A 26123-nucleotide genomic window follows, 5' to 3' on the forward strand; every position below is an offset into this window, starting at 1 on the left:
GCTCATTACTCTAATAACGCGGAGTCATCTTGGTACTCCGGGGTCACTAGTGCACAACACCAATAGGTCAATGCCGCCATAAACGGAGCTGCAGCTAATCCCACCCCTGGGGAAAAACTAGGAACGAGCGAGACTATGACACCTTCTGCCAGCGTGTCCGGGTCAGGTATCGGGTGAACCAGCGAAGTGGCCCACAGCCCAACGAAGTAGAAAGACAAAGCAGAAAAACCAGCGACAAACAGCAGCCACCACAGCATCCCTGGCCCTCGAGATTCCGGCGAGATGATGTAGACGGACAAAGCCAGGATGATCGACAACAATCCGGTGGCAGCTACAAAGGTGATGTACGAGGTGAATTCGACGTTGAATGACTGGTCAAGAGTCACTTGCCCGCCCTCGCCCAGAGTGCCGGTATAGGCAGGACGCAATAGCCCCCACAGTGCCCCCACTCCAGAGAACACGAGCAAGGAAACAGCGAGAACACCTGCGGCATTGCCGATTTTCTTCGGCACCGCAGGCATTCGGATAGTAGAAGTAGTCATTGGCTATTAGTTACAGAACGTCCATTGTCCGTCCTCGCGCAAGAAACGCTGAGTACGAGTTTCGGCTTGGCCAGAGCTCACTGCAGTAACTACTGCAGAGGCTTGGTCGCCATTTACCTGAACATCTTCAATAGATGCAACATGCGGCTGCGCCTCAACAAAAGCTGGGTACTCATTGAGTGGCATATCCGCAATTCCGGTCAGATCCAACGATGCTTCACCACCATTGGCTTCAAGCACTGCTCGGCAGGAGTTCTGCGGAATGTAGCTAATGAACTCATGGATCGTAGCGGACTGGTAAATACCCTGGATCAAGGCTTCGATCTCTGCACGGTCCGCTTCAGATGCCTGCGAACCCGATTCGATCGGAGCTGCTTCATCGTAGGTCGGAGAGCCTTCAGCCAGCGGGACATCAACTTCCGGGGCGGCGGCTACTTCCTCGGTAGTCTCAGGGGCTACCTCAGGTTCCGACGGCTCCGTGGTCTCCGTGGTCTCCGTAGCTTCGGTGGGCTCAATCGTGCTGCTTTCTTCAGCAGTGGTCGACTCAATCGCCTTGGTGCTGGTGATTGTGCTCGAGGACGCGCTGGTGGATTCAGTAGTGCTATCAGCATCGGAGCCGCAAGCGACGAGCGTCAAGGGGGCAACGAGGACTAATGCGGCCATCTTCTTTTTGGCCTTGAGCGACATCATCACGTTTTTTAGTCTCCTGGGGGTTTAGATCTAGAAAGGCAAGCTTAGCAATTCTTCTTTATGTTTTGCTGTCACTGCCCTGGGAAGGCTATCTATGACACGAGGTAGGCTCTGCGGTGTGCAATTGACTCGGGAAGCCATCGTTACTGCAGCTTTGGACATCCTTGATGCCTATGGGCTCAACGACATGACCATGCGTCGGGTTTCTAGCCATCTTGGAGTAGCACCAGGTGCTCTCTACTGGCATCTGCCTAATAAGCAACAATTGATCTCCGCCATCGCGGATGAAATTCTCTCCCCCGCTTTGGCCCATTCCGAGTATTCAGCTCCAGAAGACCTGTCTGGCCGGCTCAGGCAGGCAATGCTAGCGCATCGCGATGGTGCGGAGCTGGTCGCTGCCGCCTTGTCCCAGCCAGACTCCGCGACCAGATCGAACGTCGAAAAGCAGCTGGCAGAGTCGCTGAGTCTGGTATCAACAGACGATGATCTTCGCCGAGTAGGTGCCTGCGCACTGCTGCATTTGGTACTCGGTGCGAGTGCTCAGGAACAGGCTCAAATCCAATACGCTCGAGACACTGGTACTGAGATAGCTGGACTCGAATCTGCCGGTGATGATTTCCGGCAGAGCATCGATCTTATTGTTTTTGGCCTAGAACGTAGGAGCACCAGTCAGGTATATCGACCATCAACACACTATGATCAGACCACATGACACTTGAGTCCGCGCAAAACTACACGGTCTGGCCCGGAGATGCTTATCCGATGGGATCGACCTACGACGGCGCAGGCACCAACTTCGCCCTCTTCTCTAATGTTGCGGAGAAGGTTGAGCTTTGCCTGATCGACCGCGAGGACAATGAGATCCGTATCAATCTTGAAGAGGTTGATGCCCACGTCTGGCATTGTTATCTTCCTGGAGTTCAACCAGGTCAACGCTATGGCTACCGCGTTCACGGCCCCTATGACCCTGAAAATGGCAAGCGCTGCGATGCCAGCAAGCTACTAGTAGATCCCTATGCACGAGCATTCGACGGCGAGTTTGACGGCGATGCTTCCTTGTTCTCCTATGATATTTTCGCCCAGCCGCAAGGTTCGGGTCGCAATGAGGAAGATAGCCTCGGCCACACGATGAAATCTGTGGTCATCAATCCCTTCTTTGATTGGGGTGCAGACCGCGCACCGAAGATCTCTTATAACGAGACGGTCATCTACGAAACCCACGTCAAGGGAATGACGATGACTCACCCGGATGTCCCGGAGAACCTCCGAGGCACCTATGCGGGTCTTGCTCATCCTTCAGTCATCTCTTATCTCAAGACCCTTGGTATTACAGCCGTCGAGCTCATGCCGGTTCACCAGTTTTTGCAAGATGATCGCTTGCGTGATCAAGGACTGCGCAATTACTGGGGCTACAACACCTTCGGTTTCTTCGCTCCGCAACAAGATTATGCGGCCGCGAACAAACCCGGAGGCGCCGTCTCTGAGTTCAAAGACATGGTCCGTGCCTATCATGAGGCTGGCATGGAGGTCATTCTCGATGTGGTTTATAACCACACCGCCGAGGGAAACCACCTAGGCCCGACCATCGCATTCCGTGGCATCGACAACGAGGCTTATTATCGGCTCGTCGAAGACAGCAAGTACCACTACATGGATTACACCGGCACCGGTAACTCGTTGAATGTCCGCGATCCGCATTCCCTACAGCTGATCATGGATTCACTGCGCTACTGGGTCACTGAGATGCACATCGACGGCTTCCGTTTCGATCTCGCTTCTACTCTGGCTCGCGAGCTCCACGACGTCGACCGCCTGGCTACCTTCTTCGACCTCGTTCAGCAGGATCCGGTTGTCTCCCAGGTCAAGCTCATCGCTGAGCCTTGGGATGTCGGACACAACGGCTACCAGGTGGGCAATTTTCCCCCGCTATGGACCGAGTGGAACGGAAAATACCGCGACACTGTCCGCGATTTCTGGCGTGGCGAGCCCTCAACCCTGGGCGAGTTCGCTTCCCGGTTGACCGGCTCCTCAGACCTCTACGCCAACAATGATCGTCGCCCGACTGCCTCGATCAACTTCATCACGGCACACGATGGCTTCACGCTCAATGACTTGGTCAGCTACAACGAGAAGCACAACATGGCCAACGGTGAAGATAACCGGGATGGCGAATCCCACAACCGTTCTTGGAACCACGGGGAAGAAGGTCCCTCCGATGATCCGGATATTCGTGCACTACGTGCCCGCCAACGCCGAAACTTCCTGACCACGCTCATCCTCAGCTTGGGTACGCCGATGATCTCGCACGGCGATGAGATGGCACGAACTCAAAACGGCAACAACAATGTCTACTGCCAAGACAATGAGTTGGGGTGGATGAACTGGGAGCAGTTGGAGGAGAATTCCACTCTGCATGCGTTTACCAAACGGCTGCTTAATATCCGTCAGCGCCACCCGGTATTCCGTCGCCGCAGGTTCTTGGCCGGTGGCCCGTTGGGCGCCGATGTTCGTGACCGCGATATCGCTTGGTTGGTACCTTCCGGCAAGCTCATGTCCCAGGATGACTGGGACTTCAGCTTCGGTAAGGCCCTGATGGTCTATCTCAACGGTAATGCCATCTCTGAGCCGGATAGCCGTGGCCAGAAGATCACCGATGATTCCTTCATTCTCATGTTCAACGCGCACTATGAGGAGATCGAATTCACTCTGCCAACGCGTTCTTTCGGTGTGCGCTGGCAACTGTTGGTCGATACCACGGAAAACACTGGTTACCCTGTTGAGGCCTCCGTCATCGAGGCTAAGGGCACTATCATCGTGCCCGCTAGATCCACAATGGTGCTCAAACAGGTCGAGGGTCCGGAATACGACGATGAGGATGCGATAGAGGTCCTCGACGACAAGGATCGCACCACTGATCTGGGCAAGCCCCGTTCTGGTGCAACCGCCGCATCGATCGCGACGGCTAAGGCAGTCTCGAAGGCTTCAAAGAAGAAAGCTCCCGAGATCGCGCTGAAAAACCCGAAGGCGGCCAAGAAACAGAAAAAGGCTGCCACAACCACAGCTACCCAGTCCGAAGACACCGGTGCCGCAGACCTCTCAGCTGAGAAGCTTCGGGCCACACGCCAAGCTGCGCTAGAGGACGAATACACCGACCTGGATTAGCAGCAGAGGTTAGCAGTCGCCGAGCACCCGTCGGTGCTCGGCGACCAGCTTCATGTTCTCCGAGGCCCAATCCACCGAGGCTTGAGCTAGTGGGAGCAGGGTGTGTCCTAGAGCAGTGAGTTCATAGACCACTCGGGGCGGAATTTCGTCGTGGGCAGTGCGTCGAATCAGCCCATCGTTGACCAAAGCGTGCAGCCAAATGCTCAGCATTTTTGGGGAGATTCCATCCACTTTGCGTTCGATTTCTCCATAGCGCAAAGGGCTGCTTTCAAGCGCCACAATGATCAGGATGACCCACTTATCACCGATGGTGTGCAACAGCCCACGGCTCGGACAGTCGCGATCGAAAGGATCGAATCCGCTGGCCCCATCACTCATGCCCACCCATAATACCTACCCAGGTCAGGCAGGTAGACTTTCCTGTCATCCGGACCAACCGACAAAAAGGGGAGTCGAGAACGTGATCCCGGCCCACGGAGCACAACTAAGTGTCACTTCTACTAGCATCCGCATCGAGAGATCGGCCCTATCCACGGCACTACTCAATCCCACGAATGCAGATGAATCCGTGATCGAGCTCGATCTCGCTGCTGTCACTGATGTATCGGTCCATCAACCTAGTTCAGTTGATATGGGTTGGGTGGAGTTAGCAGGGCTAGACACCGCAATCGCGTTTTCTCCCAACCAAGACGCTCGAGCCCAAGAGTTCTTGGCCGATGTGAGGGCAGCTCTCGAAGGAGATATTCCGCTACGTTCAACGGGTGCGGTCCCGGGTTTGAATTTCGTGGGTTTAGATGTAGAAACTGCCAATCCTGACTCAGGTTCCATCTGCCAAATCGGTTTAGTGCGCATTATCGACGGCCTCGAGGTCGCCGAGTGCTCTTGGCTCTGTATCCCGCCACCTGGCATAGATCATTTTGCAGCCGGCAATATCAACATCCACGGAATCACTCCCGAGGATGTTGCTGATAGCCCAAGGTTTTCTGAGCTCTTTTTGCAGCTGAAAGAGTTTATCGGGGATCTTCCAGTGGTGGCTCACAACGCTCAATTCGATACCGTTGCGCTGCAAAGAGCCTGCCGAGCGTCCGGGCTTGAGGTACCTCGCTTAGCTTATGGTTGCTCCCTCAGCTTGTCCCGGAATGCGAAATTGGGACTAGCTAGTCATCGGCTTCCAGTAGTTGCCAAAGCATTAGGTGTGTCTTTAAACAATCATCACGACGCCGCCGAAGACGCCCGCGCTGCCGCATTGATCGTCGTAGAACTAGCCAAACGGGCTGGCTATGAAGGAGACCTCGAGGGCTTTCACCATGCCTGCGGCTTTAGCCTTGGTTCCCTCGAACCAACTCGCGCTTATCCAGTACTGCGCGAGCGCACAGCGCATCCTGCCTCACCACGGGCGACAGATGAGCCTCCCCTAACGACGGTAAAGTCTGCGCGGGCGTCGACAAGCAAGGCTCCTTGGCAGGCAGTGGCAACCCCAGATATCATCCCGGAGGCCAATCTGGATGCCGACCCAAACAATCCGCTATTTGCGCAGAATGTGACTCTCTCCGGTGACTTCGAGCCTTTTGACAAGGGTTTGTTGTGGTCGGCGATCGCGCAGCTGGGCGGGACCATTGGAAAGAACGTGACCAAGAAAACCACGGTTCTGGTTTCCGGTCCGTGGGCGAAAAAGACCTCTAAACTCAAACGAGCCGAAGAATTAGTCGATAAAGGACAAGCTCTCGAGATTTGGGACGCAACCCAACTATTCGCAGTGCTTGGCCTAGACCCGAATCAGCAGCCAGTCGAGGACGAACCTCCCTTTTAGGACAATCAGCCGAGTGCGTTGATCAGCAGACCTGAGATTCGGTCGATCTCCGCATTAATGGCAGCATCGGAGCTACCGCTCACAGAACCCTTAAACTGCTGAGTGGAATTCCACACTGCCTGCTGCGCTGGATTTCCCTCTGCCAGCAGGGAATCCGTGAAGGCATTGCGGACATCTTCGGTCATGGCCTCTTTGTTTCCACTTGTCATAGCGGACACCGAGAAATCAGAACCGAAAGAGGCCGTCGCCGTAAAACTCTGAGTGGAGTCATCCCAACCGAACTTCGTGCCGATGACCTGCGGGAGACTAGCTGTTCCGCCGTTTTGGACATAACCATCGGCGGCCACTGGAGCGACCTGAGTCATTGCCTCAAGAACCGGGCCATAGGGGTTCTCGCGCTTTTTTGCCTCTAAGTACTTCACGGTGTCGAAGGTGCTGGTGCGAGAGTATCCCCAGTGTGCGGCGCCATAAGTTTCATTAAGGCCGTAATAGCGGGCCGTCTCGTTGATGCTATCGGGATATCTGGCATAGAGCTCTGAGGCGATCTGGTCATCGGAGACCCGAATCATCTGGGCTGCAGCATCTTTGTCTGCTTGACTAGCAGATACACGATAGATGTGATCTGCAAGGTAGAGCTTGACGATGGATAGCCCCGGACGCGACTCGTGCTCGTTGGCGGTTCCGACGTGAAATCCAGTCGGTGAGTATTCGAAGCTGATGGAGGTACGCACAGGTGCCACTATCTGGCCTGCCCCATCGGTGACTGGGGCGGGGGCAGCCGTGGCAACCCCCACACCCATCGGTGCCACGAGGAGGGCGCTGGTGGCACCGATGATGAACTGCTTAGCCAGTTTCTTCATTCTCGATTTTTCTCCCTGCTTGAGGGGCCTCCGGCGAAACTTCCATGAGGTCCATAAAGTTAATCCGTCCGGAAAGTACTCATCCAAAGAGTATCCCGTTGATCCACCAAACCTAATCAGAAACAAGCACAACTATGGCTAGTGTCCTGTAAAAGACTCTGGCTGAGCGGGAACCAAATGCCTACCTAACGGGGTCTGACAGTGGTGAGAAGATACTGTCGCCACTTTAAGGACTTCACATGTCTCTATGCCACGACGCCTTATTGCCTTGCCTGCAACCGCTGTCCCACACGAGAACAAACGGGCTTTCCGACGACGGGTTCAGCGACTCCCCCGCTTATATCGCACTGTCGCGTCAGCTTAGTGCTGGTTTCACCTGTGGAGGACGAGCGGTGAGCTATCGCGGACTGGGAGAGCTCGACCTGTCTGCCCACCGCGCTTGGGATACTGCGGCTGCCAATCTCTTAGCCCAAGCACATTCGACGGAGGGGGTCCGTTTCCTTACGCGTTCAGCCGAGCGCTTCCTTGGGAAGGGCGCACCAGGACTACAGGTTGCTATTCCTGGTGGTCCAGCGTCTGCCTGGCTGTCTCACCCGCAGCCATTCACCATCCTCGACCGACATGTATCAGGTCTATTAGGGGAAAGAGTGGGCTATTTGGTGCCCTCGCAAACAATCCTCTTAGCTTTGCCGCTGTCGGAACTCGATGATCTGAAATGGGCCAAGCAGGCGAGTGCCCGAACCTTGGTTGGCGAGCAGTTGTTGAGCTCACCTGTGACATGGACACACGGTTTTCCGGTCGAGGCTCCCGCACCAATGCTCACACACCCCTAGGGTGGTAGGTGAAGTTTTCCGCATCCCCCGCTTCCAAGGAGTCTCATGCGCCGTCCCATCACCGCCACCTACCGTCTGCAGCTGCGCGGTCCACAGGCGGATCCCTCGGGTCGGTCTTTCGGCTTTGCCGAGGCCTCAGCCCAAGTCCCTTACCTGCGCGCACTCGGTATCAGCCACCTTTATCTCTCACCTATTTTCACCGCAGATCCGACCTCCACGCATAACTACGATGTCACTGACCCCACCGAAGTAAACCCGGAGCTCGGCGGCATTGAAGGCCTTCGCGAGCTAGCAGCCACCGCGCATGAAGCAGGGCTGGGCTTGATCATCGATATCGTTCCTAACCATTTGGGGGTAGAAAACCCTCGCCTCAACCGCTGGTGGTGGGATGTCCTCAAAAACGGGCAGGACTCCGAATACGAGCACTATTTCGACATCGATTGGCACACCGACAATGGCGCTGGCGGCAAGCTGGGAATGCCTATCCTCGGACAGCCTGGTGATGAGACGCTCTTGGAGTTTAAAGAACTCGAAGGCGAACCGGTCTTGGCCTACTACGACCATGTTTTCCCCGTGGCCGATGACACTTTCAGCAGCCTCGATGACGATGCCCTGGAAGTCTATGATCGCCAGTCTTACCGCTTGATGTTCTGGCGTGACGGAGCGATTTCCTACCGACGTTTCTTCTCTGTCAATGGGCTCGCTGGCATCCGCCAGGAAGACCCAATGGTCTTCGAGCACACCCACCGGATCATTCGGCATCTCATCGCCGAAGACCTCATCGATGGAGTGCGAGTAGACCATCCCGATGGACTGAGCGATCCTTTCGGTTATCTCACTCGATTGCGCGATCTAGTAGGCCAAGAGCGTTGGCTGCTAGTGGAAAAAATCCTCGAGGTCGACGAAGTCCTTGATCCGCGACTTTCCGTCGACGGCACCACCGGCTATGACTCGATGCGCGAGCTCGACGGGGTATTTATCTCCCGAGAGGCCGAAGACACGATGTCGATGCTGGCACTGCAGCAGTCCGGATCGACGTGGGACGAAGCCGCGGTCACCGGCGTCCAGCAGCAGCTGAAGCGTGAGGTAGCTCGCGAGGAACTATCCGCAGAAATTCGCCGATTGGCCCGCGCCATGCGACGCGATAACTTCTTTACCACCGGTTCTGCGGTGACGGAAAAAGATCTCAACACCACCATTATCGAGCTAGTGGCCGCTATGCCGGTCTACCGAGCCGACTATCTTTCGCTCTCCCGAGTTACTGCCACGGTGGTCGCCGAGATGTCCCGCAGGTTCCCTTCCCGGCGCGATGCTCTTGACCTCATCGTCGCTGCCCTCAACGCCAACGGCGAAGCCAAGGTGCGCTTTGCGCAGGTATGTGGCGCAGTCATGGCTAAAGGCGTGGAGGACACCACCTTCTACCGTGCTTCCCGGCTAGTCGCACTCCAAGAAGTCGGCGGCGCCCCTGGCCGGTTTGGAGTCTCTGCGGCCGAGTTCCACCTGCTCCAACAGGAACGTGCTCGCTTGTGGCCTAAGGCAATGACCACGTTGATGACCCATGACACCAAGCGCGGCGAGGACGTCCGTGCCCGAATCATTGAGTTGACCGAGAACCCCAATGACTTCGGTGAGCTCGTTTACCGCGTGACCTCTGTGATCCCAGCTCCGGACCCGGGCACCGGGCATTTCTTGCTTCAGAATTTGCTCGGTGTCTGGCCCGTCGATGGACAGATCACGCCCTCCCTTCGCGAGCGTTTCCGGGATTACTCCCTCAAAGCCATCCGCGAGGCTGGCGTACACACCAACTGGGTCGACCCTGTCGAATCCTTCGAATCTGCGGTCACCGACTGGGTCGACGTGCTTTTCGACGGTCCTATGACCTCCACGATCACCGAGTTCGTGGACGCTCTCGCTCGTGGCGCAGGCCAAGTGTCGCTAGGCCGAAAGTTGCTCCAGATCACTGGCCCCGGAATTCCGGATATTTACCAGGGAACTGAGTTCTTCGACGATTCGCTCGTTGATCCGGACAACCGACGGTTCATTGACTACACCGCTCGCCAGCAGGCGCTGGAGATCCTGAGCGAAGAGAACTGGGAAGAAATCGCCGCCGAGGCCAGAGCCCAAGAAGGCGCCGATGGCCTCTATCCCTATCTAGAGGTGCACGGGGATCGGGCGAAACTCCACGTGGTCCATGAAGGAATTGTGTTGCGCTCACAGCTGCCGGAGTTTTTTGTCGGTGGCGACGTCCAAGCCGTATTCGCCGATGGGCCGGCCGATTCTCATCTCATCGGTGTCGCCCGTGCGGATGGCGACACTCCAGGCCAGTCCGGAATCGGTGTGATCACGCTGGCGACCCGTCGCCCGCTCCTGCTTGAAGAACGCGGAGGTTGGGAAGGAACGACAGTGACGTTGCCGGAGGGAGTCTGGCTCGACCGACTCACCGGCCGCAATTACAACGGCACTGTGGCCTTGGGAGAAGTGCTCAAGGTCTTTCCTACTGCGTTGCTGATCCGAGCTACTGTGGAGCGTGATGTCTGATCGAATTGCCCGGCTGGGTAGCAGATACCATGACTGGATTCGTGCCCACCCGGATGCCGCCGATCATTTCGGCGGGGCCATCGAGGATCTACTCACCGATGCAGGTGTCACCTATGACCGAGTAGTCGCTCGGGTGAAGGAATGGCCTTCACTTAAGGCCAAGGCGCGTAAACGTAATCCCGATGGCACCCCGCTCTATCCTGATCCGTGGACCGATATCCACGACGTTATTGGTGTCCGGGTAATTACTTTTCAGTCCACGGAGATTCCGCTCGTTATCGGAGTCCTCCGCCAGTGGTTCACGGTGGACCGTTCGGTAGATAAGACTGCCGAAACCCGGGTGGCTGGCGGCTTCGGCTATGGCTCCCACCATCTAGTCTTGCGGATTGATGAAAAATCCGCTGACATCGAGGAACTCGCCGAATACCAAGGGGTGGTATTTGAAGTTCAGGTACGCACCGTTTTGCAGCATGCTTGGGCGGAGTTCGAACATGATATCCGCTATAAGCGCGGCCAAGAGGAGCTAGATCCCCGAGTTGATCGGGCCTTCGCACTGGCAGCTGGCTTGATCGAGCTCGCTGATCAGCAGTTCGATCAGATCATCACGCTACAGAATCCAGACACCTCACCGGCCGAAGATATCGAGTTCACCGCAGAGACTCTGCCGGGTGTACTCGCCATGCTCTTAGGCAATCGCTTCCCTAGGTCCCGTTCTGAAAACTACCGCTGGTTGGAAGAAATGCTCAATGCCAACGGCATCACTACAGTCCCTGAGCTAGAGGGATTGCTCAATGATGCCGATATTGACGCTATCCACAAGGCCGTGAACTACCGCTTCCGTCCTGGCCAGATTCGGTTGATCGATGATCTCTTGTTACGTCGTTTCGGGCAAGACCATATCAAGCGCACTGGTGGCTCTGGCGCCCGGCCTAATCAGCGTCGGCAGCAAATGGCTGCACGCCTAAAACGAATGCGCGCCGAACAGATCGTGCCACGGAAAAAGGATAAACACGGGTAGTATGATCGGGTAACCGACTTCAACCCAGCTCTGGAGAACCTTGATGATCTCTTCTATTCGCGAAGACTTCCCGCTACTCGCCGACTTCATTCATGTGTGGGCGCTGTCGATCGCTGATTTCTTCCGTCCGATGAACATCGATTTCCCGCCGGCTGACTGGGGCTTGTTCTAGTCCCTTCGACCAAGCAATCGGTCGGTCTCCCGGCGTTCGCGTTTAGTTGGCCTACCTGCCCCGCGGTCACGCTTGGGCATGGACGCAAGCAGTTCTTTTGATGGCGGCGGCGGGGAGTGGTCGAGATAGCACGTCTTGGCCACCGGAGCACCCACTCGTTTACGGACCGTGGCTAGGACTTCCAGATCGAGTTCTCGGTGGTTAATCCAGATTCGCACCCGGTCCCCCGGGACTACCTGCTGAGCAGGTTTAACCGTATTTCCATTGAGTTTCACATGCCCGGCGCGCACTGCTTCTGCGGCGGCGCTGCGAGTCTTAAAAATCCGCACCGCCCACGCCCAAGCATCGATGCGGACGGGCCCGCCGTCAGGTGTGGTCATAGTCAGAGCTAGGCACCGTTGCGGTAGTTGTAGTTCACAATCTTCTGGATCTTCGACCAGTTGCGGTATCCGCCGACTACGGCAACTACTAGTCCGATTATGATCCATGCCCAGCTACCAAAGAGCACTGCTAGTGCCACGCCGCCGATCATGCCACCGCCAACGCTCAGGGCACCATTGCGGGTGTATCGACGAACGGCCTGCTTGCGCAGTTCGATGGGATTATTGGGTCGGTTCTGCATCGTCATGGCAACAGTCTATAGGCACTTTCTCAAGACTCCACCCAAGCGGTGCCGTGTGCTCGCAGCTCCGCCCGGCCAGAAGTCAGGGCCGCCAGCGTCGATTCCAGCTCTTCTCGCCTACCAGGGGCCACTGCCAGGATGAAAGTGACTGCTGCCGCGTAGTCGACTTCGGCCACATTCACTGCCCGCGAGCGCAGTTCGGCTTCTAATCTCCCGGCCTGAGCATGCGGAGATTCCACGGCATAGAGTTCACGGAGGCTGGAGGTTCTGCGTTCGATGAGCGGCAGAACTTGTCCAACGCAATCGGAATAGGCATGGACTAGCCCGCCAGCGCCGAGTTTGACTCCGCCGAAATAGCGGACGACGACCACGGTGACGTCGAGAAGCCCGGAGCCACGAAGCATATCCAGCATGGGCTTGCCCGCGGTGCCGGATGGTTCGCCATCATCTGAGGACCGTTCCACCGGGTTCATTGCCTCCACATTGATCAGGTAGGCGCTGCAATGATGCCGGGCGTCCGGATAAGTGTCTTTGACCTCTCGAATGAACTCCCTTGCCTGCTGCTCAGTTGAGGTGCGCCGCGCAAGGGCGATGAATCGGGAGCGTTTAACCTCAGTCTCATTAATCCACGTGCGACCTGCAGCGGGCAGGGGGTAAGAGGTCAGCATGGTCTCTGATGTTACCTGGCGAGGGCCAGTCAAAACCCCTAGCCTGGATTGCATGACTGCGCATGAGCCCTTTTCAGTATGGGCACCTTCCGCCCAGGATGTCCGTCTCCACCTCGACGATCAGATCTATCCGATGAGGCCGATCGACGGGGGTTGGTGGTCTGGCGACATGATTGCTGAACCCGGGATGCGCTATGGTTTCGGCCTCTACAACGGTCAAGAGTGGTCCAAGCCCCTTCCAGATCCCCGCAGCACTGCTCAGCCCGATGGCGTCCACGGGCTCTCCGAAGTCACTGACCCGGATTTCAAGTGGTCTTCATCGTGGACCGGCCGCCCGTTGTCTGCCCAGGTCATCTATGAGCTCCACGTGGGCACCTTCACCCCGGAGGGCACCTTCGAGGCCATCATTGATCGGCTGGACTACCTGCGCGATCTCGGAGTCACCACCATCGAGCTCATGCCGATCCAGCCTTTCGGCGGAGATCGTAACTGGGGCTATGACGGAGTCTCTTGGCATGCAGTTCACCATTCTTATGGCGGCCCCGAGGGATTAAAAAAGCTTGTCGACGCCGCGCATAGTGCCGGCTTGGCTGTCTTCCTCGACGTGGTTTATAACCACTTCGGCCCAGATGGCAATTACAACGGAATGTTCGGCCCCTATACCTCGGGCGGATCCACCGACTGGGGTGAAGTGGTCAATATCTCCGGCCCCAACTCCGATGAGGTCCGTTCCTTCATCCTTGATTCGGTGGCTCTGTGGTTAGTCGAATACCGCATTGATGGCCTGCGTTTGGATGCGGTCCATGCCTACGATGACCACGGCGCCTATTCGCTGATGGAACAGATCCAATACATCGCTGATGACGTGGCCTCGCGCACGGGCGTACCTCGTTCGATCATTGCTGAGTCTGACCTCAATGATCCTCGGTTGATCACTGAAAACGCCGCCGGAGGTTTCGGTCTGGCTGGCCAGTGGGTCGATGATATCCACCACGCTCTCCACACGATGGTCACGGGAGAACGCCACGCATATTACGAGGACTATGGCTCGGTGGACGCACTGGCTAAGACCTTGCGTGAGGGTTTCTTTTATACCGGCAACTTCTCTAGCTTCCGAGGACGTGCTCACGGCCGGCCGCTAGATTTGGTTAACACTCCAGCACATCGTTTGGTCACCTACACCACCACTCACGATCAGGTAGGCAACCGAGCCAGTGGTGATCGACCATCGATGAATCTCACGGCCACGCAACAGGTGCTCAAGGCTGCGATTATCTATAGTTCGCCTTATACCCCGATGTTGTTCATGGGTGAAGAATTTGGTGCTCAGACCCCGTTTGCCTTCTTCTGCTCACACACCGACGAGGAGCTTAACCGGCTGACCACCGAGGGGCGGCGACGTGAGTTCTCCCGCTCGGGATGGAGTGATGACGAGGTCCCAGCGCCTTCCGATCCGGCCACCTTCGCCGCCTCGAAATTGGATTGGGATTTTAATCCAGAGCAGCGCGAAATCCTCAGTGCCTATCGCCAATTGCTGCGGCTGCGCAAAGAGCTAGGACTCTCCCGTTCAGACCTGACCCGCCTGATCGTAGAGGTAGGCTCCGAGGACGAACCGTGGTTGGCCATGGGCCACCCAGAGGTCATGCTGGTGGCCAACCTCTCCGATAAGAAGCTGAGCGTTCCCTTTGGCGGGGAGCTGATCTATTCCTTCAGCTCACCTGCCGTCGGTGAGAGCTCTACTGAGTTGGGTCCTTGGGAGTTTGCGCTACTGCGCCGCTAGGAAAAACCGCCTAGCTGACCAGATACTCGTATTCGGGGGTTCCTGGTCGGAGGTGTTGGCAGTTAATCCGAGACTGCGCCATCCGCTCCATCAACGGGTCGAGGTCTCGGGCCTGACCTAACTCGAGGCCAACCAAAGCAGCGCCGGTTTCCCGGTTGCTGTGCTTAAGATACTCGAAGAGAGTGATGTCGTCCTCAGGGCCGAGAATATCGTTGAGGAAATGGCGCAATTGCCCCGGCTCCTGCGGGAAATTGACCAAGAAGTAGTGCTTGAGCCCGCGATGAACTAGAGAGCGTTCCATGATCTCGGCATAGCGCAGCACATCATTGTTGCCACCAGAGATGATGCACACCACTACTGAATCCGGCGAGAGGTTCATCTCCCGAAGACCGGTGACCGAGAGTGCTCCGGCGGGCTCCGAGATGATTCCTTCATTTTGGTAGAGCGCGAGCATCTCGGTACAGACCGCGCCTTCAGAGACATCCATGACGTGAATGCGTCCCAGATTGCGCTCAATGACGTGGTACGGAAGCTCCCCGATGCGTTTGACTGCGGCACCATCGATGAAGGGATCAACGGTATCCAGGGTGATCGGCCCATCGTTATCGAGAGCTGCTTGCAAAGAGGCTGCACCTGCTGGTTCCACTCCGATGATCGCGGTGCGCGGTGCCATATCGGCTAAGTAACTAGCCACGCCGGAGAGCAATCCGCCGCCACCGACCGGCACGAAGATGGTCTCGAGTGCTTTGCCGATGGAGGTCAGTTGGGAGAGGATCTCCGCGGCGACGGTGCCCTGGCCGATGACGGTGTCGCGGGCGTCGAAAGGCTCGACGATGGTGGCGCCGCGCTCGGCGGCATCAGCACGAGCGGCTGCAGCTGCTTCATCGAAGTTGCTTCCGGTGACCACGAGCTCAACCATGTCGCCGCCGTGGACCATGATGCGGTCACGCTTTTGCTTCGGAGTTTGGCTGGGCACATAGATCCGACCTTGGATTCCCATCGTGCGGCAGGCGTAGGCGACACCCTGTGCGTGGTTGCCAGCGGAAGCCGCTACGATGCCAGCTGCTCGCTGTTGCTGGCTGAGATTGGACACAGCGTAGTAGGCGCCACGGATCTTATAAGAGCGGACATCCTGCAGGTCCTCGCGCTTGAGGAAAACCTGCACTCCAGCCTCTTCGGACAACCGTGGGCAAAATTGCAACGGGGTGGGCGCGATGACCGCGGAAATCTGCGCTTGTGCCTGCTGAATGTCCGATGCGCGAACTGGTTCGAAGGGGATCGGGGCAGCCAGGGTGACAGATTGCTTCTCGCTCATATCCACACAGTGTAGTCTCCCGAAAACAACTCTCTCACGCTGGCACTCCCCTTCGGTTTTAGTCCAGGATGCCTTGCCCCATCGTCGCCTTCAGATCTCCCATCAGTGATCCGGAACGAGTGACGCGCAGGTGCTCACCGAGGATCATCATCGTCGACTCATCTCCGCTGACCAGCTTCAGGTAGACATCTGAATCACCAGCATTGGAGACCAGCACCTGCTTGAGCTTGGCAATATTTTCCATCGTGCATTGCTCGGTACGCAGGCTCAGCCGCAATGGAAGTCCGGCACCGTTTCCGGGGCCGAGCTCTGGGACCTTTAAGTCATCGCAGAACAGGGACATCCGCTCGTCTCGGATAGACACGTGCGCCTTAGCCAAGATGATGTTGTCTTCCACAATTTGAGAGCTAACCAAGGCATAGACCTTGTTGAACACCAACAGCTCTACCTGGGCACCGTGGTGGTCTTCCACCGTGACGATTGCCCACGGAGAGCCGTCCTTTTTGGAAAATCGCCGGTCGACGGCCGAGATAATACCGCCGATGGTCACCTCTGCCCCATGCCGCATTTCACCGGCGAGGAGCTTGGTCAACGGGGTGTCAGTCTGGGCATCGATGGCTTCTTCAAATCCATCGAGCGGGTGGCCAGAGACGTAGAGCCCGAGCATCTCTCGTTCCAAGGCCAGCTCGTGTTTACGGTCCCAGCTCTCATCCGGCACATCAATGGCGAACACATTGGTGACTTCCTCTCCCCCGTCGTCGCCGAAACTAGCGAAGAGATCAAATTGCCCCTTATCGGCAGCCTTTTTGGTGGCCAGAACTGAATCCACAGCGTCCTCGTGGACCAGCATGAGCCCCTTGCGCGGATGGTTGAGCGAGTCGAATGCCCCGCCCTTGATCAAGGATTCCGTGATTCGCTTGTTGCACGGCAATAGCTCGATCTTGTCGAGGTAATCACTGAAGCTGGTGTAGCTGCTCTTGGCCTTGCGCGTAGCGACGATCGATTCCACGACCTCTTCACCCACGTTGCGGATGGCGCCGAGCCCGAAACGAATATCTTCACCAACGGCGAGAAAGTCGCTCTCGGAGGCATTGATATCTGGTGACAGCACCTTGAGACCAAGGTGGCGGCAATCGGAAAGATAGATGGCCGATTTGTCTTTCTTGTCTGCCACTGAGGTCAATAGTGCCGCCATGTACTCGGGCGCGTAGTGCGCCTTAAGGTAGCCGGTCCAGAAGGAGACCAGACCATAGCCTGCCGCGTGTGACTTATTAAACGCGTAGGAGGCGAAGGGCAAAATGGTATCCCACAGCGCCTTAATGGCTTCCTTGGAAAAGCCGTTGGATTGCATCCCGGCTTCGAACTTTGCGTACTCCTTCGCCAGCACCTCGGGCTTTTTCTTGCCCATGGCCTTGCGGAATCCATCGGCCTCACCAGCGGTGTAATTAGCTACCTTCTGCGAGATCTTCATGATCTGCTCCTGGTAGACGATCAAGCCGTAGGTCTCACTGAGGATTTCTTCTAGCGCTTCCTCCAGCTCGGGGTGAATCGGCTCAATGGGTTTGCGGCCGTTTTTGCGGTCGGCGTAGTTCAAGTGGGCGTCGACGCCCATGGGGCCTGGTCGATAAAGCGCTAGTGAGGCGACAATGTCATTGAAACCAGTAGGCTGCATTCGCTTGAGCAACTCCTGCATACCGCCGCCATCGAGCTGGAAGACGCCCAGCGTATCGCCGCGTCCGAGCAGCTCATAGGTGGCAGGATCCTCCACTGGGAGGGTATCTAGGTCAATGTCATCGCCACGGTTTTTGCGAATATTCTCCAGCGCATCGCCGATCACGGTGAGGTTACGCAGCCCCAGGAAGTCCATCTTCAGCAAGCCGATGGCCTCACAGGCCGGATAGTCCCAACCAGTAATCAGTGCACCGTCGTTGGGCCGCTTCCACATCGGTATGTGCTCAAGCAGCGGCACCGACGCCATAATCACCGCACACGCATGGACACCTGCTTGGCGAACCACGCCCTCCAGCCCACGCGCAGTCTCGTAGATGCTGCGAATATCAGCGTCAGCCTCAATGAGCTGGCGGACCTCTCCAGCCTCGTTGTAGCGCTCATGGGACGGGTCCGTGATTCCGGAGAGCGGAATATCCTTGGCCATGATCGGCGGCGGCAGGACCTTCGTAATCCGGTCAGCCATCTGATAACCAGGCTGCCCGAACTGCACGCGAGCGGAGTCCTTGAGCGCCTGCTTGGTTTTAACCGTGCCGAAGGTAATCACCTGGGCGATCTTGTCTTCGCCCCAACGATCAGCAGCGTAGCGGATCATCTCGCCTCGCCGACGATCATCGAAGTCGATATCAATATCGGGTGCCGACGGTCGCTCCGGGTTGAGGAAGCGCTCAAAGAGCAGTCCGTGCTCAATGGGATCGATATTGGTGATCGTCAGCGCATAGGCCACGAGCGCACCAGCTGCGGAACCACGGCCTGGGCCGACCCGGATACCGATCTCGCGGGCATGTTTGATGATCTCGGCAACGATGAGGAAGTAGGAGGGATAGCCCTTGAGATCAATGACGGAAATCTCATATTCCGCCCGATCGAGATAGTCCTGGGGGATCTCGCGACCGTCGAAACGCTCTCGCAGCCCTTCGAGGACCTGATGGTTCAACCAGGTCGTCGGTGTGAATCCCTCCGGCACATCGGCAACCGGCATGCGGTCATGCGGGTGAGCCTCCCAGATCTCGCCGTAGTCCTGCACCCGTTCGGCGATAAGCAGGGTGTTATCGCAACCGTCGGGGACGACGTCGTCGAATAGCGCACGCATATCCTCAGCCGTTTTGATGTAGTAACCACTACCGTCGAAGCGGAACCGGTCAGGATCATTGAGCGTCTTACCGGTCTGGACACACAACATGGCTTCATGTGCCTTTGCCTGCGACTGCACCACGTAATGGCAATCATTAGTCACCAACGCAGGCATTTCCAGCCGACGGCCGATTTCCAACAGCTCACTGCGCACTCGCTGCTCAATGTGGAGACCATGATCCATCACCTCAAGGAAGTAGTTCTCCTTGCCATAGATGTCCTGCCACATCGCCGCGGCTTCTAGCGCCTGATCGAATTGGCCCAAGCGCAGGCGGGTTTGCACATCGCCGGAGGGGCAACCAGTAGTGGCGATAATTCCATCGGCATGTTCAGCAATCAGATCGGCATCCATGCGCGGCCATTTGCCCAGCTGCCCCTCATAGGAAGCCATCGAGGACAGATAGAACAAGTTGCGCAGACCCGTGGCATTCTCCGCCATCATCGTCTGGTGCAAGTATGCGCCCGAGGCCGAAACATCGTCTGACTTCTGGTGCGGCTCGCCCCAACGCACACGCTTTTTATTGAACCGGCTTTCTGGAGCTAAGTAGGCTTCGACGCCAATGATCGGCTTGACCCCCGCCGCAGTCATCTTCCGATAGAAAGAATCCGAGCCGAACATATTGCCATGATCTGTCATTCCGACCGCCGGCATCCCCTGACGTACGACCTCCTCCGCCAACAGATCTACCTTCGCCATGCCATCGAGCATCGAGAATTCAGTGTGGTTGTGCAGGTGGACGAAGGAGGATTTCTTTGCCATGCCGATGAGTTTAACTGGAGCCGTCAAATAGCCTTTGCCGGTACCGGCGGGCACAAGGTGGGAGCAGCTGACTAAGGTGCCTGTCCATGATCTATGGAGTGCTTGCCTACCTGCTGTGGGGCCTGTTCCCGGCATTTTTCCCACTGCTGCTCCCGGCTGGACCGCTGGAGATCCTCGCCCACCGGATTCTCTGGACCGCCGTACTCATGTCAGTGGTACTGGCAGCGATCAAGGGCTGGGGACAGCTCAGGAACGCCTCACGGGGTACTTGGGCGCTATTGATCACCGCTGGTCTGCTTATCTCCGCGAACTGGGGCATCTATGTGCTGGCTGTCAACAGCGATCACGTCGCCGACGCGGCGCTGGGCTATTTCATCAACCCGCTGCTGTCAATCTTGTTAGCGGTCGTCTTTTTGGGCGAACGACTCAACCGTATGCAGTTGTTGGCCGTAGGCATCGCCGCCATCGGAGTCATCCAACTGACCTTCCTATCCGGCCAAGCACCGGTCATGGCATTGGGAATGGCGCTGAGCTTTGGGTTTTACGGTCTGGTAAAAAAGCGAGTCAAAGTCTCTGCCGCCGCATCCTTGACCGCAGAGACCTTGGCGGTTGCTCCCCTAGCGCTGATCTACTTAATCTGGCTGGAATCCACTGGGCAAGGGACGTTTTTCACTGAAGGCCCCACCCATATGGCGCTGCTAGTGGTCTCTGGAGCGGTGACCACTATCCCGCTCTTGCTCTTTGGGATGGCGGCCAAGCGTCTGCCGTTGGCCACGATTGGCATGATCCAGTATCTGACGCCGACGTTGCAGATGCTCTGGGCGCTATTTGTCACCCAGGAGCAGCTATCCCCGGCGCGCTGGGCTGGGTTCATCATCATTTGGGTGGCAGTGACCATCTACCTGGTGGATATCGCTAGGAGAAGGAACCGGTCGACTGATCACGGTCAACCCCTTCCTGCCAACACCCAGGAGCCAGTGTAAAACCCCAGGTCGTAAATCCCGGGATCAGTTAAATACCGGGATCAGCCGCCGGGGCTTCCCCAGGTATCTCCACCGAAGCATCCCCAGGTATCTCCACCGGCCGGACCCCGAAACGACCCCAAGAAGCATCCGGAGGCAGTACTTCCACCACGGCAATCTCTTCGGAAGCAGCCAGTGAACGCAGGGCATCGCCGGTGTCTCGGACTACGACGGCGTCGATACGCGTAGGGCTGGCTACATCGCCGATGCCCACCATGCTGGCGGCGATCCGGTCGAGCTCACGGTTGAACACATCCTCGCGGGTCTCCCCCGCCACTGGCTCAGGCAAGGCGAAAGGCGCGGCCAACGCGATCACCATGGCATTGACGCGGTCAATCGGTTCGAGAAGTGCCGCGGCCGCAGCAGGTTCCAGGGGCTCAGTGAAGGTCACCAAAGCATAGGCCGGCTCGGTGGCGGGTGCCTCAGCCAAGGACTCTGCTGCGCGCTCACGATAGTCCTCGAAGCTCTCATCAGTGACTGATCCCAGAATGTCGCCGTTGATAGCCACCGGTTTATGGGTGGCATCGTCCAAAAACGCCAGGACTAGCGCGCCCAGTAGTGCGACGATCGCCAAGATAGCCACGATCTTTTGGATCATCCGACGCTGTGCGTCACTCATTTGTCCACGACCTCCAAGGCATGAGCCAAATCTGCCGGGTAGGGAGCTTCAATCTCCATCCAGCGTCCATCGGCCGGATGATTGAACCCGAGACGCACGGCGTGCAGCCACTGGCGAGTCAGACCTAGGCGTTCGGAAAGCTCCGGATTCGATCCATACATGGGATCTCCGACGCACGGATGGTGGATGGCTTCCATGTGGACACGGATCTGGTGGGTGCGCCCGGTCTCCAAATGCACCTCGAGCAAGGTGGCTTCGCGGAAGGCTTCAATGGTTTGGTAATGGGTAACTGCATGTTTGCCAGCAGAGGTCACCGCGAAGCGCCAGCCTGCCGAGGGGTGACGGCCGATGGCAGCATCGATAGTTCCGGTGAACGGATCTGGATGTCCTTGGACTAGCGCATGGTAGGTCTTTTCCACGGTGCGATCTCGGAACGCCTGTTTCAGGGAGGTGTAACCGCGTTCCGACGCCGCGATGACCATGACTCCAGAGGTACCAACGTCAAGGCGCTGGACGATTCCCTTGCGCTCCGGAGGGCCAGAAGTGGAAATCCGGAAACCGGCAGCAGCCAGCCCGCCGACCACACTGGGTCCATCCCAGCCGACGGTAGGGTGAGCTGCCACTCCGACCGGCTTGTGCACCGCGATCAGGTCATCGTCGGAGTAAAGGATTTCCATTCCCTCAATGACCTCGACCTTCGGGGTCAGCGGCCGTGCTGGCTCCGGCAAGGTGATTTCCATCCAGGCGTCGGCGATCAGGCGGTCGGATTTGCCGACTACGCGGCCGTCGATAAGCACGTCACCGGCGGTGGCAAGATCGGCGACGACGGTGCGGGAAAGACCCAACATTTTGGAAAGGCCGGCGTCGACACGCATGCCAGCTAGCCCCTCAGGGACTGGGAGGGTTCGGGTTTCGCGGTTGCTCATGCAGTTTTTCCTTCACGGCGTTCTTCGGCGAACATGGCGATAACAAACACCACGACCCCGAGGGTGATTGAGGCGTCGGCGATATTAAATACCGCGAATCTGCCGACAGAGATGAAATCGACCACATGGCCGAACCAGAAACCGGGGTCGCGGAACAACCGATCAATGAGGTTGCCCAGCGCGCCGCCAGCGATCATTGCTAGCCCGATCGCCGAACCACGGTCTTTAATGCGTGGGGCGATGATCGCAATGCCGACAACGAACGTCAGCTGGATAGTAGTAAACAACCAGGTGGAGTCTTGACCCAAGGAAAAGGCCGCCCCCGGGTTAAACAGCAAAAATAGCCGCAGCCAGTCGCCCAGAATCGGCACCGGAACTCCTGGCTCTAACCAGATAAGCATGAGAGCTTTGGATATCTGGTCAATCAGCGCTACTAGAAGAATGATTGCCGCCATCAAAGTGACGAATCTGGGCTGCGAATTCATCGCTTTAGGACCTGCTTGCTGGCTCACGGACACCATCATTCCTCACCAGCGTGGCTTGGGTCCACCCGACCAGCTGCATCGAGTAGCGTTAGACAGGTGGTTTTCTTAGCTAACTCCCGAACAACTCGCGCACTCGCCGCGGTGGTCATCGCCTCCGCCTTGGGTCTGACGGCCTGTAGCTCTGAGGAAGTAGATACCTCGGTCGAGTCAGCAGTAGGGCTGAGCGTCGACGCTCCTCGGGTAACGCTCCAGTCCTCTGGTACCGGAACCGCAGAGGTCCTCGGATACCGGGATATCACCGAAGAGTCCGACACTGTGCAGCAAGAAATCGAGGTTGAGGTCTCCGAAGGCTTCGACCAAACGCTCGTCCAGGCCGATGCCGTGGACGTGGCTGCGCCCGCTGGCGGCGAGGTGCAAGCGCTTACCCTGCCACTTTCTGGTTCCACCCTCGCGGCCGAGGACGCCGACCCGGACAATGAAGAACGTGCCGCCACCCGAGACGTTGAACTGATTCTGGGCGAGCCGGCCATCACCAATCTCGAGTTGACTGAGGATGTTCGCTCCGCTGAAGGCTTCACATTGGGTTGGCGCGCCGAGGACAACGGCGAGGTATCCACTGTTCGTGTGGCTGCACCGGTAGATGCCACCGATACCGGGCGAGCAATCGCTGAACAGGCACTGTTTAAACTGCTCTCCCTGCCCATCATTTTCCCCGAGGAAGAGCTTGCCCCGGGTGCGGTCTGGACCGTCGATTCCCGGGTGACCGGTGAAGCAACGCTGCTGCAGACCACTACCTACACTCTTGCTTCGGTCGATGGGGACACCGTTGAGCTCGACGTTGAGGTTCAGCAGCGGCCGGCACTCGGTGCACTTGAACTCGATGGTCAAGAAGGCGCCGAGGAACTGACCGGACAGACGCTGAGCGTGCTCAATTCCAACACCACCAGCGAGGGCTCGCTGACGGTAGATCTCACCAAGCCACTGCCCGTTGACGGATCAGTGGCATTCACCACGCGGGTGATCTACGGCGGTGCGGATTCTGATGTCCGCATCGTCCAAGACTCCACCACCGCACTGACCTTTGGCTGATACTCATGGCATCTTCTCATCACCTTAAAATTGACGGGGTGAGTTTTACTTATCCCGGCACCTCCCGCCGGGTGCTCACTGATATGACCTTCGCGGTTCCCGCCGGACACGTCACCGGCCTGATCGGCGAAAATGGCTCCGGAAAATCCACCTTGCTGGGGCTCATTTCCGAAAATCTGGAACCGGATGTCGGTTTTATTACCAGGCCCCCCAGCACTGGATTCATCGCCCAAGAAACCGATCTGGCATTTTCTTCCCCAGCCTCTGATCTTATCGACGCCGCCGTAGCCGAACTTCGGCAGGTAGAGGCCCGGATCGGCGAGATCTCCATCCAGATGGCCGAGGAACCAGAAAGCCCGCAACTGGCAGAGGATTTCGACGCCGCACTAGCCGCGGCCGAGCAATCCGGGGTCTGGGAACTAGACTCTCGGATCGCGACAGTGTTGGCTGGACTCGGTCTGGCGGAGGTTCCGCTGACCACCATCATTTCCGAACTATCCGGTGGCCAACGACGCCGATTCGCGCTTGCAGCATTGCTCTTGCGCCCAGTCGATGCTCTGGTCTTGGACGAGCCGACTAACCACCTTGATGATGAGGGCGTGGACTTTCTCATCGAGGAACTCAAGAACTTCCGTGGTCCAACTTTGGTAGCCAGCCATGATCGCTTCTTCCTCGACAAAGTCGCTGATTCTCTCGTCGACTTAGACCCCGGATTAGGGGCCGAAGGCGGCACTGGGGAGCAAACCCGGCAAGGTACCCAGTTCACCGGCTCTTTCAGCGACTATCTCGACGCCCGTGAGGGCATCCGTCGCCGTTGGGAGGAGCTCTATGCCGCCCAAGAACATGAACGTATTCGTCTGGAAAAGGCCGCGGGTCAAGACGAAGACGATGTCTTCAACCACGATCTGAACAAGACTGAGACTCGCGCCGCAGCGAAGTTCTACGCGGATCGTGCTGCCAAGACACTGGGCAACCGGCTGCGCTCAGCCCGCAATCGTCTGGAGGCATTAGAGCGCGAGGAGCTACCAGCTCCCCCTGCTCGACTGCGCTTTCATGGCATTCCCGAACACACTAGCCTCACCTCCCTAGGTGAACCAGCTGTGGTGGCCAAGAAGCTACTGGTCAATGATCGATTAGGGCCACTAACAGTAACCATCCAACCTGGTGATCACTGGCTGGTTGAAGGGCCCAATGGTGCTGGAAAATCCACCTTCCTCTCGGTCATTCGAGGAAGCATCTCCCTAGATGAAGGACTACTGCGTATTCCTGAGGAGCTGACGATTTCGCGGCTGAGCCAAGACGATGAATGGACCAATCTAGATATTCCGGCAGAGGAGATCTTTGCCGCTCACACCCCGAAAAGCGTCCCGAATCTGGTGGAGATGGGTTTGATGGATGAGGAAACCGCCGCCCGCCCGTTGGGAGAACTTTCCCTCGGACAGCGACGACGGGTTTCACTTGGCATTATTCTGGCCTCTCCGCCAGATCTCCTGTTGCTCGACGAGCCAACCAACCATCTTTCATTGGCTCTAGCCGAGGAACTCGAGGAAGCTCTGACGCAATTTCCAGGCACAGTAGTCATGGCTACTCATGACCGGTGGATCCGGCGCCGCTGGGCGATTCAGACCAACGGGCGCGGAAAAGTACTCAAGCTCTCCGGCCAGGAGAGCTCCGAGTAATTACTGTGCCGGAACCTCAGCGGGTTCTTCGGCTGGTACTTCGCCTGCTTCTTCAACCGGAGCCGGTGCGAACTCCTGGCACATAGCCGGGACCTCTTCCGGTGCCACGGTATTGGTGATCAGGGTGCAGGCCCACGACTGGGAGAGCTTCCAAACACCGTTTTCGTAGATGAACTCAACGTTCTCAGCCGGCTGAGCAGCCTGGTCCGGGAGGGTGAAGTTCACCGAAGCAAGGACTGAATCCGGGGTGTAGCCCGGCAGAACCGGGTTGACGACCTGGAACTGAGCGCCGGACTCAACCTGGGAGGCGGTCATCGTCTCGAAAAGCTCGGGAGCTTCTTCGCCACCTTGAACGGTGTCAACTTTTTCTTCCACGGGCAGATTCGGGTCAGTAGCACGTGCCAGAACCATATTGAGCTCATCTGCCGTCGGTAGTGCCGGGGCAGCCACCTCGGAAGTGGTCTCGGAATTGATCTCCGAGGTCGCGGAGGAAGACTCGGACTCCCCGCTGTCGGAGCAAGCGGAAAGGGCCAGGGCGGCGCCCACAGCAGCGGTCATCGCGACGATCTTGGTCAACTTCACGGAAAAACTCTCCTCATGTTCGGGGCGCCAACGGTCAGGAACTTCCTGGTGCCCTCATCCGCCCATATATTACACGTCATATAGTTTCG

At 57.4% G+C, this 26123-nt stretch carries 24 protein-coding genes; 11 read left to right on the forward strand and 13 right to left on the reverse strand.

What is annotated here, in order from left to right; translation table 11 throughout:
• Nucleotides 1-5: 5 nt before the first annotated feature.
• Both C5L39_RS03630 and C5L39_RS03635 read right to left on the reverse strand, forming a co-directional pair.
• Nucleotides 6-542: a hypothetical protein gene (locus C5L39_RS03630; RefSeq protein WP_123047503.1), complete on the reverse strand. Its 537-nt coding sequence runs from the start codon at nucleotides 540-542 to the stop codon at nucleotides 6-8.
• Nucleotides 543-548: 6 nt separating this feature from the next.
• Complete coding sequence (locus C5L39_RS03635) at nucleotides 549-1232, reverse strand: Rv0361 family membrane protein (protein WP_123047504.1); 684 nt, start codon at nucleotides 1230-1232, stop codon at nucleotides 549-551.
• Between the two features lie 118 nt (nucleotides 1233-1350).
• Between C5L39_RS03635 and C5L39_RS03640 the strand changes: the two genes are divergently transcribed.
• Both C5L39_RS03640 and glgX read left to right on the forward strand, forming a co-directional pair.
• Nucleotides 1351-1944: a TetR family transcriptional regulator gene (locus tag C5L39_RS03640; protein ID WP_165857963.1), complete on the forward strand. Its 594-nt coding sequence runs from the start codon at nucleotides 1351-1353 to the stop codon at nucleotides 1942-1944.
• Complete coding sequence (gene glgX / locus C5L39_RS03645) at nucleotides 1941-4394, forward strand: glycogen debranching protein GlgX (RefSeq protein WP_123047506.1); 2454 nt, start codon at nucleotides 1941-1943, stop codon at nucleotides 4392-4394. The genes C5L39_RS03640 and glgX overlap by 4 nt, the downstream gene beginning before the upstream one ends.
• A gap of 9 nt (nucleotides 4395-4403) precedes the next feature.
• Here the strand turns inward: glgX and C5L39_RS03650 are convergent, their stop codons facing one another.
• Nucleotides 4404-4772, reverse strand: a complete 369-nt coding sequence (locus C5L39_RS03650) for a winged helix-turn-helix transcriptional regulator (RefSeq protein ID WP_123047507.1) — start codon at nucleotides 4770-4772, stop codon at nucleotides 4404-4406.
• An 82-nt stretch (nucleotides 4773-4854) separates the two neighbouring features.
• Between C5L39_RS03650 and C5L39_RS03655 the strand changes: the two genes are divergently transcribed.
• On the forward strand, nucleotides 4855-6204 hold the full coding sequence (locus tag C5L39_RS03655; RefSeq protein WP_245974865.1) for a 3'-5' exonuclease: 1350 nt from the start codon (nucleotides 4855-4857) through the stop codon (nucleotides 6202-6204).
• A 5-nt stretch (nucleotides 6205-6209) separates the two neighbouring features.
• On the opposite strand, the gene C5L39_RS03660 is transcribed toward C5L39_RS03655, so the two are convergent.
• On the reverse strand, nucleotides 6210-7064 hold the full coding sequence (locus tag C5L39_RS03660; protein ID WP_123047509.1) for a serine hydrolase family protein: 855 nt from the start codon (nucleotides 7062-7064) through the stop codon (nucleotides 6210-6212).
• A 392-nt stretch (nucleotides 7065-7456) separates the two neighbouring features.
• On the opposite strand from C5L39_RS03660, the gene C5L39_RS03665 reads away from it, so the two are divergent.
• From C5L39_RS03665 to C5L39_RS10925, 4 genes are read left to right on the forward strand one after another with little or no spacing between them, the layout of a single operon-like run.
• Complete coding sequence (locus C5L39_RS03665) at nucleotides 7457-7897, forward strand: hypothetical protein (RefSeq protein ID WP_123047510.1); 441 nt, start codon at nucleotides 7457-7459, stop codon at nucleotides 7895-7897.
• A gap of 45 nt (nucleotides 7898-7942) precedes the next feature.
• Nucleotides 7943-10435, forward strand: a complete 2493-nt coding sequence (gene treY, locus C5L39_RS03670) for a malto-oligosyltrehalose synthase (RefSeq protein ID WP_123047511.1) — start codon at nucleotides 7943-7945, stop codon at nucleotides 10433-10435.
• On the forward strand, nucleotides 10428-11453 hold the full coding sequence (locus tag C5L39_RS03675) for a GTP pyrophosphokinase (protein WP_123047512.1): 1026 nt from the start codon (nucleotides 10428-10430) through the stop codon (nucleotides 11451-11453). The genes treY and C5L39_RS03675 overlap by 8 nt, the downstream gene beginning before the upstream one ends.
• A gap of 43 nt (nucleotides 11454-11496) precedes the next feature.
• On the forward strand, nucleotides 11497-11625 hold the full coding sequence (locus C5L39_RS10925) for a hypothetical protein (RefSeq protein WP_281270221.1): 129 nt from the start codon (nucleotides 11497-11499) through the stop codon (nucleotides 11623-11625).
• Here C5L39_RS10925 and C5L39_RS03680 read toward each other — a convergent pair.
• From C5L39_RS03680 to C5L39_RS03690, 3 genes are read right to left on the reverse strand one after another with little or no spacing between them, the layout of a single operon-like run.
• Nucleotides 11622-12005: an RNA-binding S4 domain-containing protein gene (locus tag C5L39_RS03680; RefSeq protein ID WP_123047513.1), complete on the reverse strand. Its 384-nt coding sequence runs from the start codon at nucleotides 12003-12005 to the stop codon at nucleotides 11622-11624. The two genes, C5L39_RS10925 and C5L39_RS03680, sit on opposite strands and share 4 nt — an antisense overlap.
• 8 nt (nucleotides 12006-12013) lie before the next feature.
• Nucleotides 12014-12253 carry a hypothetical protein gene (locus C5L39_RS03685; protein WP_123047514.1) on the reverse strand — a complete coding sequence of 80 codons (240 nt, stop codon included), beginning with the start codon at nucleotides 12251-12253 and terminating at the stop codon, nucleotides 12014-12016.
• Nucleotides 12254-12276: 23 nt separating this feature from the next.
• A complete protein-coding gene (locus C5L39_RS03690; protein ID WP_425453846.1) occupies nucleotides 12277-12912 on the reverse strand; it encodes a YigZ family protein in 636 nt (211 codons plus the stop codon).
• 55 nt (nucleotides 12913-12967) lie between these two features.
• Between C5L39_RS03690 and treZ the strand changes: the two genes are divergently transcribed.
• Nucleotides 12968-14695 carry a malto-oligosyltrehalose trehalohydrolase gene (gene treZ / locus C5L39_RS03695; protein WP_123047812.1) on the forward strand — a complete coding sequence of 576 codons (1728 nt, stop codon included), beginning with the start codon at nucleotides 12968-12970 and terminating at the stop codon, nucleotides 14693-14695.
• A gap of 10 nt (nucleotides 14696-14705) precedes the next feature.
• On the opposite strand, the gene ilvA is transcribed toward treZ, so the two are convergent.
• Both ilvA and dnaE read right to left on the reverse strand, forming a co-directional pair.
• Nucleotides 14706-16010, reverse strand: coding sequence for a threonine ammonia-lyase IlvA (gene ilvA / locus C5L39_RS03700; protein WP_123047516.1), 1305 nt, complete (start codon nucleotides 16008-16010; stop codon nucleotides 14706-14708).
• Nucleotides 16011-16068: 58 nt separating this feature from the next.
• Complete coding sequence (gene dnaE / locus C5L39_RS03705; protein ID WP_123047813.1) at nucleotides 16069-19632, reverse strand: DNA polymerase III subunit alpha; 3564 nt, start codon at nucleotides 19630-19632, stop codon at nucleotides 16069-16071.
• Nucleotides 19633-19718: 86 nt separating this feature from the next.
• Here dnaE and rarD point away from each other — a divergent pair, with 86 nt between their 5' ends.
• Entirely contained in the window at nucleotides 19719-20615 is an 897-nt protein-coding gene (gene rarD, locus C5L39_RS03710) for an EamA family transporter RarD (RefSeq protein ID WP_123047517.1), read from the forward strand.
• 28 nt (nucleotides 20616-20643) lie between these two features.
• Here rarD and C5L39_RS03715 read toward each other — a convergent pair whose 3' ends face one another.
• From C5L39_RS03715 to lspA, 3 genes are read right to left on the reverse strand one after another with little or no spacing between them, the layout of a single operon-like run.
• Nucleotides 20644-21273: a hypothetical protein gene (locus C5L39_RS03715; protein WP_123047518.1), complete on the reverse strand. Its 630-nt coding sequence runs from the start codon at nucleotides 21271-21273 to the stop codon at nucleotides 20644-20646.
• Entirely contained in the window at nucleotides 21270-22199 is a 930-nt protein-coding gene (locus C5L39_RS03720; RefSeq protein ID WP_123047519.1) for an RluA family pseudouridine synthase, read from the reverse strand. The genes C5L39_RS03715 and C5L39_RS03720 overlap by 4 nt, the downstream gene beginning before the upstream one ends.
• The gene (gene lspA, locus C5L39_RS03725; RefSeq protein ID WP_342767895.1) at nucleotides 22196-22720 is read right to left on the reverse strand and encodes a signal peptidase II; all 525 of its coding nucleotides are present in this window, start codon (nucleotides 22718-22720) and stop codon (nucleotides 22196-22198) included. The genes C5L39_RS03720 and lspA overlap by 4 nt, the downstream gene beginning before the upstream one ends.
• A 60-nt stretch (nucleotides 22721-22780) precedes the next feature.
• On the opposite strand from lspA, the gene C5L39_RS03730 reads away from it, so the two are divergent.
• Both C5L39_RS03730 and C5L39_RS03735 read left to right on the forward strand, forming a co-directional pair.
• Nucleotides 22781-23773 (forward strand): DUF6263 family protein, encoded by a 993-nt coding sequence (locus C5L39_RS03730; protein WP_123047521.1) that lies wholly within the window; start codon nucleotides 22781-22783, stop codon nucleotides 23771-23773.
• 5 nt (nucleotides 23774-23778) lie between these two features.
• Nucleotides 23779-25452 (forward strand): ABC-F family ATP-binding cassette domain-containing protein, encoded by a 1674-nt coding sequence (locus C5L39_RS03735; protein WP_123047522.1) that lies wholly within the window; start codon nucleotides 23779-23781, stop codon nucleotides 25450-25452.
• Here C5L39_RS03735 and C5L39_RS03740 read toward each other — a convergent pair whose 3' ends face one another.
• Nucleotides 25453-26034 carry a WKL family lipoprotein gene (locus tag C5L39_RS03740; RefSeq protein ID WP_123047523.1) on the reverse strand — a complete coding sequence of 194 codons (582 nt, stop codon included), beginning with the start codon at nucleotides 26032-26034 and terminating at the stop codon, nucleotides 25453-25455.
• Nucleotides 26035-26123: the final 89 nt, after the last annotated feature.

The organism is Corynebacterium alimapuense (assembly GCF_003716585.1).
In the GTDB taxonomy this organism is placed as follows: Bacteria; Actinomycetota; Actinomycetes; order Mycobacteriales; family Mycobacteriaceae; genus Corynebacterium; species Corynebacterium alimapuense.